Annotated in this window: 11 protein-coding genes and 1 tRNA gene; 4 read left to right on the top strand and 8 right to left on the bottom strand. The window is 68.3% G+C overall.

The features are described 5' to 3' along the window. Window positions 1–606 precede the first annotated feature (606 nt). The 5 genes from rarD to HLA95_RS24110 all read right to left on the bottom strand — a co-directional run bounded on the left by rarD (window position 607) and on the right by HLA95_RS24110 (window position 4141). Entirely contained in the window at window positions 607–1494 is an 888-nt protein-coding gene (rarD, locus tag HLA95_RS24090) for an EamA family transporter RarD (RefSeq protein WP_191062117.1), read from the bottom strand. A 65-nt stretch (window positions 1495–1559) separates the two neighbouring features. Beyond that, window positions 1560–1634: transfer RNA gene (locus HLA95_RS24095), tRNA-Met, on the bottom strand. Between the two features lie 68 nt (window positions 1635–1702). Then, window positions 1703–3058 carry a sensor histidine kinase gene (locus HLA95_RS29000; protein WP_222184807.1) on the bottom strand — a complete coding sequence of 452 codons (1356 nt, stop codon included), beginning with the start codon at window positions 3056–3058 and terminating at the stop codon, window positions 1703–1705. Next, window positions 3055–3726, bottom strand: a complete 672-nt coding sequence (locus HLA95_RS24105) for a response regulator transcription factor (protein WP_191062030.1) — start codon at window positions 3724–3726, stop codon at window positions 3055–3057. Before HLA95_RS24105 ends, HLA95_RS29000 begins: the two co-directional genes overlap by 4 nt. 13 nt (window positions 3727–3739) lie before the next feature. Continuing rightward, window positions 3740–4141 (bottom strand): PepSY domain-containing protein, encoded by a 402-nt coding sequence (locus HLA95_RS24110; protein WP_191062031.1) that lies wholly within the window; start codon window positions 4139–4141, stop codon window positions 3740–3742. Between the two features lie 103 nt (window positions 4142–4244). Here HLA95_RS24110 and HLA95_RS24115 point away from each other — a divergent pair, with 103 nt between their 5' ends. Continuing rightward, on the top strand, window positions 4245–4613 hold the full coding sequence (locus tag HLA95_RS24115; RefSeq protein ID WP_222184808.1) for a hypothetical protein: 369 nt from the start codon (window positions 4245–4247) through the stop codon (window positions 4611–4613). Window positions 4614–4709: 96 nt separating this feature from the next. Continuing rightward, a complete protein-coding gene (locus HLA95_RS24120; RefSeq protein ID WP_191057618.1) occupies window positions 4710–5654 on the top strand; it encodes an alpha/beta hydrolase in 945 nt (314 codons plus the stop codon). A gap of 3 nt (window positions 5655–5657) precedes the next feature. On the opposite strand, the gene HLA95_RS24125 is transcribed toward HLA95_RS24120, so the two are convergent. The 3 genes from HLA95_RS24125 to HLA95_RS24135 form a co-directional block, all read right to left on the bottom strand. Further along, the gene (locus HLA95_RS24125; RefSeq protein WP_191057619.1) at window positions 5658–6206 is read right to left on the bottom strand and encodes a putative glycolipid-binding domain-containing protein; all 549 of its coding nucleotides are present in this window, start codon (window positions 6204–6206) and stop codon (window positions 5658–5660) included. Further along, window positions 6203–9472: an adenylate/guanylate cyclase domain-containing protein gene (locus HLA95_RS24130; protein WP_191057620.1), complete on the bottom strand. Its 3270-nt coding sequence runs from the start codon at window positions 9470–9472 to the stop codon at window positions 6203–6205. Before HLA95_RS24130 ends, HLA95_RS24125 begins: the two co-directional genes overlap by 4 nt. Window positions 9473–9616: 144 nt before the next feature. Then, the gene (locus HLA95_RS24135) at window positions 9617–10066 is read right to left on the bottom strand and encodes a DUF2501 domain-containing protein (protein WP_191057621.1); all 450 of its coding nucleotides are present in this window, start codon (window positions 10064–10066) and stop codon (window positions 9617–9619) included. 1056 nt (window positions 10067–11122) lie between these two features. Here HLA95_RS24135 and HLA95_RS24140 point away from each other — a divergent pair. Together HLA95_RS24140 and HLA95_RS24145 are read left to right on the top strand one after the other, a co-directional pair. Then, window positions 11123–13024 (top strand): polysaccharide biosynthesis protein, encoded by a 1902-nt coding sequence (locus HLA95_RS24140; RefSeq protein ID WP_191057622.1) that lies wholly within the window; start codon window positions 11123–11125, stop codon window positions 13022–13024. Further along, entirely contained in the window at window positions 13021–14202 is a 1182-nt protein-coding gene (locus HLA95_RS24145) for a DegT/DnrJ/EryC1/StrS family aminotransferase (RefSeq protein WP_191057623.1), read from the top strand. The genes HLA95_RS24140 and HLA95_RS24145 overlap by 4 nt, the downstream gene beginning before the upstream one ends. Window positions 14203–14209 lie beyond the last annotated feature (7 nt).

The raw sequence follows: 14209 nt of genomic DNA on the forward strand, positions 1-14209 counted from the left end.
GCCATGAAGCTCGACGAGCCCGCCCTGCGCCGCATGGACTGCCTGGCCCGCGTCCAGGAAAAGAAGCGGGCAACCGTCAGGACCGAGGTCGCCGACGCCGCCTGAGCCGATCCTTTCCCTCCGCGTGACCTTGCGGACCGTCACGGTCCAGCCGGCGCGATGCTCCAGACGGGCATCGCGCCATTTTTTCGTGATGTGGAGCGGTGGCCTGCCGCTGCACTGCTTGCGTCATCCATGGGGGAGCAGCGTACGACGCCAGCGCGCAAGGTCTTACCGCCAACTTGTCCCGCGTCCTGCCATGGGAGCGTCTGCCATCCTTGGACAGCAGGCCATCGCATGGCCGGCTGCCGGTGATGGGACCGCGCCACCACTGGTATCGGCCTGACACTGCCGACAGGGCTGCCGGACCATTCGGCGTGGCGTCCTCCGAACCTGCTGCCGCTGCAAGTGTTCGTCGACGCCGTCGTACGGACTTCATGGCATCCCATGTAGGAAGAACGCAGCTTGAACCGCCGGCTGGTGGCCGTGCCACTGTCTCAGGCTGACAAGACGAGCAGTGCTTCCTGAAACGAGGATTTGCCGCGCCGGCCGACAGGTCCGTGCCAGTCAGGCTGCCGGTGCCGGCCGTGCTGTCCTCAGCGCGTCCAGGCTGTAGATGGCGAGCGCTGCCCAGATCAGGACGAAGCCCATCAGCCGGCCGAAATCGACCGGTTCGGCGAACACGAAGGCACCGACGAAGAACAGGAGGGTGGGTGCGATGTACTGGAGCATGCCGAGGGTGGTGAGCGGCAGGTGCTTGGCGGCGACGTTGAACAGCCAGAGCGGGCCGATCGTGAAGAAGCCGGCCAGCATCACCAGGAGGTCGGTGGACAGGTCCAGCCGGGTGAACACGATGCCGCCGGTGGCCTCGGCATAGAGGAACATGGCGCCGGCGAGCGGCAGGGCGAACAGGCATTCGAGGAACAGGCCGGCCAGCGGTCCCACCGGCAGGCGCTTGCGCACTAGGCCGTAGATCGAGAAGGAGATGCCGAGGAACAGGGCGATCTTCGGCACCACGCCGGCATGGACGATCATCCAGAGCACGCCGAACGCGGCGATCCCGACCGCCAGCCATTGCAGGCGCCGCAGCCGCTCGCGCAGCACCAGCAGCGCCAGGAGCACGAAGGTCAGCGGCGACAGGAAGTAGCCGAGGCTCGCCTCCAGCACATGGCCGGTCTGCACCGCGATCACGTAGACCAGCCAGTTGCTGGCGATGATCAGGGCCGAGAACAGCATGCCGAGCAGCAGGCTGGGCGTGCGGAACACCCTCGCCACGTCCCGCCGCATCTCGGGCAGCGGCAGGAACAGGGCCAGCATCACTAGCGACCAGACGATCCGGTGCGCCAGCACCTCGACGCTCGCCACATGGTCCAGCGCCTTGAAGTAGAAGGGGTAGAGGCCCCACAGCGAATAGGCCGAAAGCCCCGCCAGGAACCCGATACGGTCGCTCGTCAAGGATCAGGTCCGGGGCTGCGCCCGGCCGGCTGGCCAGACTGACGGGCGGGTGCCGCCCGAAGGGGTGGTAGCGGCGGAGGGATTTGAACCCCCGACCCAAGGCTTATGAGTCCTTTGCTCTACCACTGAGCTACGCCGCCACACGGGCGTGGACGTAGGGGCGGCCGGCGTTCCTGTCAAGTTCGCGCTGAAGCCGATGGACCAGTCGCTATTCGCCGCCGGCCGGCAGAGTCAGGGTGACCTGCAGGCCGCCCAGGCGGGCGCGGTCGAGCGTCATTCGGCCGCGATGCAGCTCGACCAGGTCGCCCACGATCGCCAGGCCCAGCCCGTCGCCGGGCGTCTGCTGGTCCAGCCGGCCGCCTCGGGCCAGCGCCCGCGTGCGATCCGCGTCGGGCAGGCCCGGCCCGTCATCCGCCACGCCCAGCACCAGCCGGCCTTCGATGAGGCGACCGGTCACCAGGATGCGCTGCCCGGCCCATTTCGCCGCGTTCTCCAGGAGGTTGCCCAGCATCTCCTCCAGATCCTCGCGGGCACCGCCAAAGCGCAGGCCGGGCGCCAGATCCAGCTCGAGCCGGAGGCCCCGCCGTTCCAGCAGCGGGCGCACGACCTGGGCCAGCCCGGTCACCACCGGGGCCACCGCCACGACCTCGCCCGAGCGCAGCCTCGCCTGGGCCCGCGCCCGCGCCAGGCGCTGGTCGATGCGCCGCCGCATCCGCTCGACCTGGACCTGCAGCCGCTGGCCCAGCTCGGGATCGCCGCCCACGGCCAGGAGTTCGGCCTCGTGATTGAGGATGGTCAGCGGCGTCTTCAGGCCATGGGCCAGGTCGGCGGCATCGTGCCGGGCGCGCTCCACCATCGCCCGGTTGTCGGCGAGCAGGCCGTTCAGCTCGTCCACCAGCGGCGCCAGCTCGCTCGGCACGTCGGCGCCGAGCCGCTCCGCCTCGCGCTTGCGGATGCGCGCGACCTCCAGGCCCAGCCGGTCCAGCGGCAACAGGCCCAGCCGGACGGCGAGAAAGGCGGCCAGCAGGAGCAGCAGGCCCAGCATGGCGAGGCTGGTGACCAGGAACCGGGTGAAGCTCGCGACATCGGCGACCAGCGGCCCGATGCTGGCGGCCACCGCGATCCTCGCTTCCCCCGCCACGTCATAGGCACGCACCTGGCGCTCGACCACCCGCACCGGGCCGGCACCGTCGGCCATCAGCTCGTAGCTGGCGATCCCGTCCGCCCCGGCGGGCGGCTCTTTCGGCAGGTCGAGCTCGCTGTCCCACAGCGAACGGGAACGGACCGCCCGGCCGTCCGGGCCGATCACCACGTAGTAGAGCCCGGAGAAGGGCGTGGCGAAGCGGGGGTCGCTCAAGGGAGCCTCCAGCCGGGCGGCCCCGTCCAGCGTGATGGCGAGGCGGCCGGTGATCTGGTCCAGGTGGCGGACCAGCTCCTCCTCCAGCCGGCGCTCGGCCAGGTCGCGGAAGAACCATTGCAGGGCCAGCCCGGCGGTCAGCAGCGCCACCAGGATCCAGACCGCCGAGCCCAGGATCAGCCGGAGCTTGAGGGACCTGGCGATCACCCACCGGCCTCGTCGGCGACGATCAGGTAGCCCTGGCCGCGTCGGGTGCGGATCGCGTCCTCGCCGACCTTGCGGCGCAGCCGGCCGACCAGCACCTCCAGCGTGTTGGATTCGCGCTCCTCGTGCTCGGCATAGAGCTGGTCGGCCAGCTCCTGGCGGCTCAGCACCCGCCCGGCATTCTGCATGAGCAGGTGGAGCAGCCGGTATTCCGCGGCGGTGAGCGCCACCGGCACCCCGTCCACCGCGACAGTGCGCGCTCGCGTGTCGAGTTCGATGCCGCGGACCGTCAGCACCGCATGGGCATGGCCGTGGGCACGGCGGACCAGGGCGCGCACCCTGGCCACCAGCTCCTCGACCCGGAACGGCTTGCCCAGATAGTCGTCGGCCCCGGCGTCGATCCCCTCGACCCGCTCGCTCCAGCTGGCCCGAGCACTCACGATCAGGACCGGGGTGGTTCTGCCGGCAGCCCGCATCCGGCGCAGGAGGGACAGCCCGTCCAGGAGCGGCAGGCCCAGATCCAGGACGATCGCGGCGAACTCCTCCTCGGTGGCGCGAAACAGGGCATCCTCGCCGTCTTGCGCCTGCTCGGGCACGAAGCCGGCCGCCGCCAGGGCCTGCACGATCCTGCCCGCGATCGCCGCTTCGTCCTCGATCACCAGCACTTTCACCGCAACGGATCCCCTATCTGCCGCCCCGGACCGGCGCGCCGGTATGGGCGTCGGCCAGCACCCGGACCAGCCGCCCGTCCGGGCGCAGCACCTGGAACTGGTAGAGCCAGCGGCCGTCCCGCTGGACGATGTCGGTCGCCACCACCTGGCCGCTGAGCTCCGGCCCCAGCCGCCGGACCACGTCCCACATCGGCAGGATGTCGCCTGAGCGCCTGGCGCTGCCGAGCGCGTCCTGGTCGAACGGGTTGTCGCTGCCCCGCTCCAGCGCCCGGCCAGCCCCGCGCGACGGCGCGGTGAAGCCCTGGATCAGGTCGTTGCCAGGCACCGGCACCGGCTGGGCGACCAGGCCGGCCGTCAGGAGCAGGAGGATGGAGCGCATGATCCCGGGCATGGCCCAGAGCTTATGCGCCGTCATAGCTGAATGCAGCCTGACAATGGCGTTCACCAGCCGGTCAGCCCGCTCATGCTAGGGACATCCGCCATGTGGCCGGCATGCCGGCCGTCAGGAGGAGAAGCCGATGAACGCCACGAGGACGCTGGGCAGGACGGCCGGCCTGGCCCTGCTGGCCCTGCTGGTCGCGGTGCCGGTGCTGGCCGACGGGCGGGAGCGCCGCCACGACGGCGGGCGGCACTATCGCGACGACGGCGGCCGGCACTGGCAGCATGGCCGCCGCCATGGCGACCGGGTAGCGCCCTGGCTGCGCGGCAAGCACCGGCGGGACTGGCATGGCTGGGGGCCACGCCGCCACTGGCGCGACGACCGGGGCCACCACCGGGACTGGCGCCACGGCCGGCGCTGGCACCACAAGCGGCCCTGGCATCACGAGCGGCGCCGCCACCAGTTCCTGGTCGACCCATCCGGCCGGTTCTTCTTCCGCCTGTACTGAGCGGCGTAGCGGCTCTGCCGGCAGTCGCCCTCGTTGCCGCCGGTTGCGGGCCGTGCCAGCCTGCCGCGGCCAACTGGTCGGACAGGGAGGAGCGAGATGGCGGCAGCGCCGGTGCCGGAGATGGCGGAGATCCTGAAGCTCGTGGCGGAGCAGGGCCTGCCGCCCTGGGAGAACTATCCGCATGCGGAGGCGCGGCGGCTCTCGATCGAGCGCAACGCGTACTGGAACGAAGGCAATCCGCCGGTGGCGCGCGTCGAGGACCTGCTGCTCGACACGGTCCCAAGGCGCGTGCCGGTCCGGCTCTACGTGCCGGAGGGCGCTCCCGCCACCGGCCCGGCGATCATCTACCTGCATGGCGGCGGCTGGGTGATCTGCTCGCTGGACACGCATGACGGGGTCTGCCGGCGCCTGGCCAATGCCAGCGGCATGCGGGTGATCAGCGTCGACTATGTCATGGCGCCGGAGCATCCGTTCCCGGAGCCGCTCGACGACTGCGTGAACGCGGTGAAGGCGATCCATGCGGAAGCCTGGCGCTTCGGCGCCGATCCGGAGCGGCTCGCGGTGGCGGGCGACAGTGCCGGCGCCAACCTGTCGCTGGCAGTCCTGCTCCGGCTGCGCGACGAGGGCGGGCCGAAGCTCAAGGCGGGCGCCCTGATCTATGGCGTCTATGCCGATGATCACGGCACCCAGTCGCACCGGGACTGGGGCGGCGGGGACTATCTGCTCTCGACCGCCACCATGGAGTGGTTCTGGGATGCCTACGTCCCGGATCGGGCGGGCCGGACGGACCCTTATGCCGCCCCCCTGCATGCCAGGGACCTGTCCGGCCTGCCGTCGCTCTACCTCTCGGCGGCCGAGCTCGATCCCCTCAAGGACGACACGGTGGCGATCGTGCCGAAGCTCGAGGCGGCCGGCGTTCCGGTGGACTACCATTTGTGGGAGGGGGTCACCCACGCCTGCATCATGTTCAGCCGGATGCTGCCGCAGGCGGACGAACAGATCGCCGAGATCGCTGCCTTCCTGAAGGAGCGCCTCGTTTGAGCCTCAGGCGATCCGGCGGAACAGGCCGGGATAGCTGACGACCAGCCCGTCCGCGTCGATCTCCAACTCCCGGCTGAAGCCGGAATCGCGGGACTCGTAGCGCCACCGCCGCCCGGGCCCCAGGCAGGTGTAGCGCTGCGGGTCGCGGTGGATGGCCAGGTCCGGGAAGGAGACCCAGGCTGTCTCGATCGCGGTGCCGCCGGGCGGGGGCCGGCCGAGGCGGCGGATCGGCAGGGTGTTGGTGAAGGGCGTGATCGACAGGTCCGGGTCGATCACGCCTGCCAGCACCGATACCACTCGGCCTTGCCCATCGGTCCAGTTGCCCCGGCCGTCGGCGCGGAGCAGGCGGCGGTCAGCCCCGGTGACCTCGATCTCCATCAGGTGGGTGCGCCAGGCAGCATCGCAGACGATCCGGTAGCGGGCGGCATAGCCGTCGTCCTGGCCCGAGACATGCACTGCATCGGCCACGATCTCCCCGGCACCGAGCGTGAGGACGAGATGTTCCAGGGAGCCGCCGTCCCAGCCCGCCCAGCGCGCGACGATCCGCTTCATGGCTCCTTGCCCAGCGCCGCCCGGACCAGGGGCAGCATGGCGAGCAGCCCGATCCTCTCGCCCGTGGCCAGGAGCCGCCGCAGCCCGGCCGTCACCTCGTCTCCGCAGTCGCCCTGTCCATGTGCGGCCAGGATGCGGCCCCGGGCGATGAGGAAGTCCGCCCAGGGCATCGGCTCTGGAGCAGTGTAGTTCTCCAGCGCCTGCGCAAACCGCTCCACGCGTGCCCAGTGGCCACGGGCGAGGCAGGCCTCGATCGCATTGGCAAGGAACAGGAGGTGGTTGTGGCTGATCGAGCCGTTCTGGAGCAGGGCTAGGCCCTCCTCGAGCGCCGCCTCCGCTTCCCCAATATCGGGCGTGATCTTGGCCAGGATGCCGAGCACCACCGGCCCGACATAGGACATCCCGGTCTCGCGGCAGATGGCCAGGCCCGCCACGACATCGGCATGGGCCTCGTCCCATCGGCCGAGGGCATGGAACTGCTCGCCGCGGAACGCCAGCGATTCTCCCTCGAAGCGGCGCGCGCCCAGGCGTCGGGAAAGGGCCGTGGCCGATTCGGCGTGGCGCAGTCCCGCTGCGGGATCGCCCAGCGAGAGCTGGCAAAGACAGGCGGAATGGTGAGCGATGATCTCCGCGCGGCCATGGCCTACCCGTGCCGTGGCGGCAATGGCATCGAGACTGTCGGCCAGACCGCCCCGTACATCGCCTGCGTACAGGCGGGTGAAGGCAGCCATGGGCAGGTTGGCGACCTCGATCCGGCCAAAGCCATGCCCGCGACAAAGCTCGATGCAGCGGTGGAAATGGGCATAGGCGCTGCGCATGCGGCCCCTGGCATATTCGGCGTCGCCGAGCCCTCCTAATGCCGCGGCTTCCGCCTCTGCCGAGCCGGCGTCCCGTGCCAGCTCCAGGCTTTGCCGATGCTCGCTCAGGCAGCCGGCGATGTCGCCCTGGGGGAAGCAGAGATTGCCGCGCAGGAAATGGATGTGGGCCTGCTCGGCCAGGAGGTCGGCCGCCATCGCCGCGGCCTCGGCGTCCCGCAGATCCAGGGCGGCACCGTCCAGGTCGTCGATGATCCGCTTGACCATCGCCAGCCCGATCAGCGCGCGGCACTGCTCAGCCTTGCTCCGGGCCATACTGCGTGACGCCTCGAATGCCTGCCGCGCCGCCGCCATGTCGCCCAGGTCGTGCTGGACCTCGGCCCGGAGGCAGGTCAGGGCAAAGCGGTCGGCATGCTCGACGGCCAGGGCCTGGCCGCGCTCGATCAGGCGCAGCGCCTGCCCATACCGGTAGCTTGCCGCCTGCTGGGCGGCCGCGCGCAGATAGGCGGCCGCAGCCCCTGGGTCTCCGGCCCGCTCCAGATGCTCGGCGTGGAGCAGCGCGTCCCGCTCCGCATACCAGGCAGCCGCCTGGCGATGCAGCATGCGACGGCGGCTGCGGAGCAGGCTGTCATAGACGGCATCCCGGATCAGGGCGTGGCCGAACAGGAATGCCTCGCCCTGCGGGCGGACGAGCAGGTGCTGCTCGAGACGCTCCGGCGCGTAGTCCGGCTGGGCCAGCAGGTGGCGCAGAGCATCACGTTCGAAGCGCTGGCCGAGCACCGAGGCCGCCTGCAGGGCCGACCGGTCCAATGGGGGAAGGCGGTCCAGCCGCGCCTGCACCAGGCTCTGCACCGAGCCGGGTACGCTGCTCCCGTCATGCTCCTCCGCGTGGCGCAGCAACTGCTCCAGGAACAGGGGATTGCCGCCCGCACGTGCGACGCAACGCCGGGCGTGCTGCTCGGCGGCGTCGAACAAGGCATCTGCCAGCACCATCGCCTCCTCGTGCTGCAACGGGCCGAGATCGATCGTCGTGAGCGGGACGTTGCCGGTGCTGCTTCGCCAGGCGCGGTCGAGCGGATCGCGCTCGATCCGCGAGGTCAGGACCAGCAGGGCCCGGCAGGTCGCGACCGTCGCCGCGAGCCTGGCGAGATAGGGCAGCAGCGGTGCTTGCGCCCAGTGCAGATCCTCCACCACCAGAAGCAGCGGCTGCCGTCGGCTGATGCGCTCGACCAGACCGGCAAGCACGCGCCGCTTACCCATGCTGCGCGTCGCATCGTCCATGGCGGCAAGAAGGGCGCGTTCTGCCGTCGATTGGGGCAGGTCCAGGAGATCGTTCAGGAACACGGCGTCGTCGGGTGCCACCAGCCCGTCCGTGAGGGCGGCCGCAGCCGCGGTGCCGGCCAGCTCCGCGTCGGCCGCGAGGTCGAGGCTCAGCAGGCTGCGCAGCAGCGAGCGGATGGCATCGCGACCGATGCCCGTGCCGAAGTCCAGGACCAGCCCGGTATGGCAGGCGAAGCCCGCCTCCAGGGCGAGCTTGCGCAGTTCCTCGACCAGCCGGGTCTTGCCGATGCCCGCGTCGCCGCGGAGATGGATCGTCGCGCCCTGGCCGGTCTCGCGGCAGGCCACGACGAGCGTCCGGAGCTGCTCCAGTTCCCGCTTGCGCCCGACCAGCGGGCGCTCGGCTGCTGCTGCCCGCAACGCATGCAAACGCCAGCTGCGCACCGGCTCCGCGAAGCCCTTGACCCGGAGCGCGCTGATCTCCTCGCAGTCGAGCCGGCCGGCCAGGCTCCGGCGGACCGCGTCCGACATCAGGATCTCGCCCGGTGCCGCGGCATCGGTCAGCCGGGCGGCGAGATTGACCGATTCGCCGGTCACGGTGAAGGCGCGATGCCCGTTGCTGCCGGTACCGCCCGCCACGACCTGGCCGGCGGCGATGCCGACATGGACCTGCATTTTCCGGCCGAGTTCCGCCGACAGGACCGGCATCGCGTCACGAATGCCGAGGGCTGCACCTACCGCCCGCTCCGCATCGTTGCCATGGGCCACCGGCACGCCGAACACTGCCATGACGCAGTCGCCGATATGCTTGTCGACATGGCCGCCATGCCGGTGAACCACCGCATCGACCTGACCGAGGAAGCGCTGGAGCAGCGCATGGACCTCCTCGGCGTCCAGCTCACTGGCGAGTGCCGTGTAGCCGGCGAGGTCGGCGAACAGCACGGTCACCTGGCGCCGTTCTCCCTCGACGATCGCCCCGACCGGCACCGTACCCGCGCAGCGTGCCGCGGCCGCGTCCAGCAGCCGGCGCCGGTCGCCCAGCGCGGTCACGCCGATCTCCTTCAGGTCATCGGCCGACAGCCGGGGCAGGAGGTCCGCGTCGATCGCGTGGATCCGGAACGCCTCGGCATAGCGCTCGAGGCCGATGCTGCGCAGCCAGGCCTGCACATCCATGGTCCACCAATCCTGAGGCCAGTCGCCCGGCCCGCAGTCTAGCCCGAAACGCTCGGGTTGCCCCGATCAAGATCACAGGCGACAGCTCGCTCCCGAGAACGACGCCGCCCCGTCAGGGCAAAGGCGCGTCGGGAACAGGAACGGTCAGATCAGCGACTGCCCGTACTTGAGCACTTCCTCGCAGACCTTGTCGGTCAGCTGCTGCTTCAGGCCGGAATTGCCCAGCTCGACCTTCTGTCCGCTGTCACCACCCAGGATGCCGCCCAGCCCCTCCTGGTAGCCAGGATCCGACTGCACCTTCTCCTCGCCACCGAGCTTGCCCAGCAGCTGGTCCTTCAGCCCGCCGGCATTGCCGCCCAGAAAGTCGTTCTTCGCACAGTATTCGAGCACGCCGGCGAGGTTGCCGACCCCGACCTTGTCCAGTGCCGGCACGGACTGGCCTCCCAGCCCTTCCAGGAGCGACCCGCCGGACGAGGAGCCGCCGCCAATGGCACCTTCGAGCGCATCGGTGAGCTGCGCCCGCCCGGCAGGGGCACTGGCCGCGAGCAGGATCGCGGCGAGGATCAGGGCGTTCCGTTGGCGCAGGCAGGACATGGCGGCTCCTTTCGCTGGAGAACCTCGTGCCCCGGCAGCCGGAGCGAAGGAATGCACGCGCGCGGATGAAGACTGGGGCTCCCATCAGGCGCCGGCAAGAGAGCCTGCCCACCCAGCTTCATGCCCCCGTCCTGCCAGCCGCACGAATCCCCTTCGGCGGGTAAGGTGCTTCTTCCTGAGCTTATGGTGCCGGCGTCTGGGCAGGAGGCCGGCTCCAGGCTGTGCGAAGTCCCTTGATCCTGAATGCCCGGTTGCGGTGCAAGTTCAGGATCAGGGCTTCCTCATGCTGAACGAGGTATCGGCTCCGGGAGCGGCGGGGCCGACCGTTGCGGTCTCCAGGCCTGCAGCACCTTCCATTCGATAGCACCGCCGTCACGGGCGCAGGGGGCCGCCAGGAGATGACCGCGCGACCACGTCTGCCGTTTCCAGCCGGCGCCCGATGCTCTCGTCCATCAAGCCGAGAGCAGCAAGGGCCTCCATCAGTGGCAACCGTCTCAGCCAGAACAACTGCTTCCGGCGGTTCGACCCAAACCGATCCTTCAAGCCAACGCCCATCATGGAACAGCAACCGTGCAATTATAAGCTAGAAATCTGAAAACTGTCACGATCAGTGCGACACGTTCCTAAGCAACATGCTAACAATTAGAAGATAACTAGAAGAACAATACCACAGGTAATTAGCAGGCACGGTAATTCATGTGTAATTCCATGAAGTCATGAGACGGTTATTCTGGATAGAACCATAGTCATGATGGATAATTCGTCGCGATTCAGTAAGATTTTACCTTGATGGGTACCCTAGGTTGTGTTACCTCTGGGCAATGCAGCAATCATAAGTGTATTTTGTAAGTTTTGAATAAATAATACAAAGAATTATTTTGATGGATGTCCTCACAGTTACTTGAAGTAAATCGAAGAATTCCGCAAGAAGCTGTATAATCGGGTGGGGCGCTGCCGATGCATACGACACTTCCGGTGACCCCCGAAGGAATCTTTCATCGATTCATTTCGGGCAGGGGAATCGTAGTCATACTCTTACATGATCTTCTGGTCGCCATGCTCTCATTCCCCCTGGCGTGGACGCTGCGTGAAGGTTGGGATGTATTGCTGCGACCGGACATGCTGCGGAGCACCCTGGCTTTTGTCGTGGTCGCTGGCGGAGTATTCGTAGCGCTGGGCTCGTATCGAGGCGTATGGCGGTATAGTTCCGCAGGCGATCTGGCGACTGTACTGCGCGCTGCTACATTGGCGGTGCTGATCTTTCTGCCGCTGCTATTCATGTTCGATCGGCTGGGCGAAGTGCCGCGTACCGTGCCGATTATCCAGTGGCTTCTATTGCTGGTCATGCTGGGTGGGCCACGCTTCGCCTTCAGGATCTGGGGCAGCCGGACGACGTCCTCTCCGAAAAACCTGATGTCCCGAGTGCCGGTCATCGTCGCCGGTACCGGGGAAAGTGCAGATCTGCTGCTCCGCGCCGTGGCGTCTGATCCTCAGGGGCGATACCAAGTTCTGGGCCTGCTGGATCTCGACGCGGCGACACGTGGCCGTGACATTCTAGGTGTGCCGATCCTCGGCAGCCTCGAGGAACTTGTTCGAGTAGTTCATGAACTCGGTGCAAGGAACCGCCGGCCTGAACGGTTGATCTTCGCAGAACGGATCGACAGTTCGCGGCTGCGCCGGGTCATGAGCCAGGCCGAGGCGCTGCAGTTGGATCTGTTGCGCCTGCCGGACCCCGTCGACTTCAAGGCGGCGGTCGATGACGGCCGGATCGAACTGCGCCCGTTCGCGCTCCAGGAACTGCTGGGGCGGCCACAGATCAGGTTCGACCATGCTTCGGTCCGGAACCTCATCAAGGGGCGCAGGATCCTGGTCACCGGTGCCGGCGGCAGCATCGGTAGCGAGTTGATGCGCCAGCTCGCTTTATGCGAGCCGCGGATGTTGGTTTATCTCGATCAGTGCGAGTACAATCTTTACCTGGTCGAGCAGGAACTTGCTGCCAAGGCGCCGGGCATCGTAGGAGTCCCGGTCCTGGCCGACATCCGCGATCGCAAGCGGATCAAGCGAATCTTCGCCGAGTACTGCCCTGAGCTGATCTTCCATGCGGCCGCGCTGAAGCATGTGCCGATGGTCGAGATGAACCCGATCGAGGGCCTGCACACCAACGCACTCGGCACGCGCAACGTCGCGGAAGCCGCCACCGAGTGCGGTGCCCGCGCGATGATCCAGATCTCGACGGACAAGGCCGTCAACCCGACCAGCGTCATGGGTGCGAGCAAGCGCCTGGCCGAGCTCTACTGCCAGGCACTCGATGCCGGGAGCGACGAGCTCCAGCCGGTGGATCCGCGCCCGGAGCGGACCCGGTTCATGACGGTGCGCTTTGGCAATGTGCTGGGCTCGTCCGGCTCCGTTGTCCCGCTGTTCCAAAGGCAGCTCGCCAAAGGGGGGCCTCTCACCGTCACACATCCGGAGATCATGCGCTACTTCATGACGATCCGCGAGGCGGTGGAACTGGTCCTGCAGGCATCGGCAGTCGGCATCCGTGCGGACTGTGCCCGAGGACAGATCTTCGTGCTCGACATGGGCGAGCCGATCCGAATCGTGGACCTCGCCCGCCAGGTCATCCGGCTCGCGGGCAAGGAGCCGGATCGCGACGTTCGGATCGTCTATACCGGCCTGCGGCCGGGCGAGAAGCTCCATGAGGAGTTGTTCGACAAGGGCGAGGTCCGCTTGCCGGCGATCACGAGCGGTGTTCTGGCGGCACGGACGCAGCGGGTCGACGACCTCGCCCTGCGCAAGGCGTTCCACGCGATCGACGAGGCATGCGCGCAGGGCGACGCGCTCTCGCTGCAGGCCATCCTGCAGTTCTACGTGCCTGGCTATGTGCCGGGCGGCCAGATGGCGGTGGAAGCGAAGGTGGCCGGTCCCAGCGGCACCCAGGCGAAGGTGCAGGCGGCATGAGCATCGCCACTACGCCAAGCACCTATCTGCCATTCGCACTGCCGGACATCGGCGAGGCCGAAATAGCCGAAGTCGTCGATACGTTGCGCTCCGGCTGGATCACCACGGGCCCGAAGGCGCGGCGTTTCGAGCGGGAGTTCAAGGAGTTCCTGGGCGCTGCCGACCTGCACGCCATCGCCGTCAGTTCGGCCACCGCCGGCCTTCACCTGGCGCTGGAGGCCTTGAAAATCGGGCCTGGCGACGAAGTGATCGTCCCGGTGCACACCTTCACCGCCACGGCGGAGGTGGTGAGCTATCTCGGCGCCGACCCGGTGTTCGTCGATGTCGACCCGGCCACGCTCACCATCGATCCGGACGCGGTCGGAGCCGCCATCACGCCGCGCACCCGTGCGATCCTGCCGGTCCATTATGCCGGGCTGGCCTGTGCGATGGGCCCGCTCGTCCAGATCGCGGCGAAGCATGGCCTCCAGATCGTCGAGGACGCGGCCCATGCACTGCCGACCACGAGTTGCGGCGGCAGGCTGATCGGGACGCTCGATACGGCGGCAACCGTGTTCAGCTTCTATGCCACCAAGACGGTCGCCACCGGTGAAGGCGGCATGATCGTCACCCGTTCCGCGGACATCGCCGAGCGGGCCCGGCTGATGCGCCTGCATGGCATCAATCGCGATGTGTTCGACCGCTACAGCGGCAAGACCGACAATGGCGGCTGGTACTACGAAGTCGTGGCGCCCGGCTTCAAGTACAACCTGCCGGACCTCGCTGCGGCGATCGGGCTGCATCAATTGGCGCGCGCACAGGCCATGCGGCAGCGACGTGCCGCCATTGCGGCGGCCTATGACGATGCCTTCTCCTGCCTGCCGGTGGAACTGCCGGCGATGGCGCCGGCGGGGGAGACCCATGCCTGGCATCTCTATGTGATCCGCCTGTGCCGGGGCAGCCGGATCCAGCGCGATGAGCTCATCATGGCGCTGCGCGAGGCGGGCATCGGCACGAGCGTCCATTATGTGCCGCTGCATTTTCATCCCTACTGGCGGGACCGCTACTCATTGCGGGCAGGCGATTTCCCGGCCAGCACCGACGCCTATCGGCGCATGATCAGCCTGCCGATCTACAGCAAGATGGAGGATGCCGATGTCGAGCGCGTGATCCGGTCCGTGCGCGCGCTCCTGGCATGAGGCCCAC

Origin of the sequence: Geminicoccus harenae (assembly GCF_019800005.1) — a bacterium.
In the GTDB taxonomy this organism is placed as follows: domain Bacteria; phylum Pseudomonadota; class Alphaproteobacteria; order Geminicoccales; family Geminicoccaceae; genus Geminicoccus; species Geminicoccus harenae.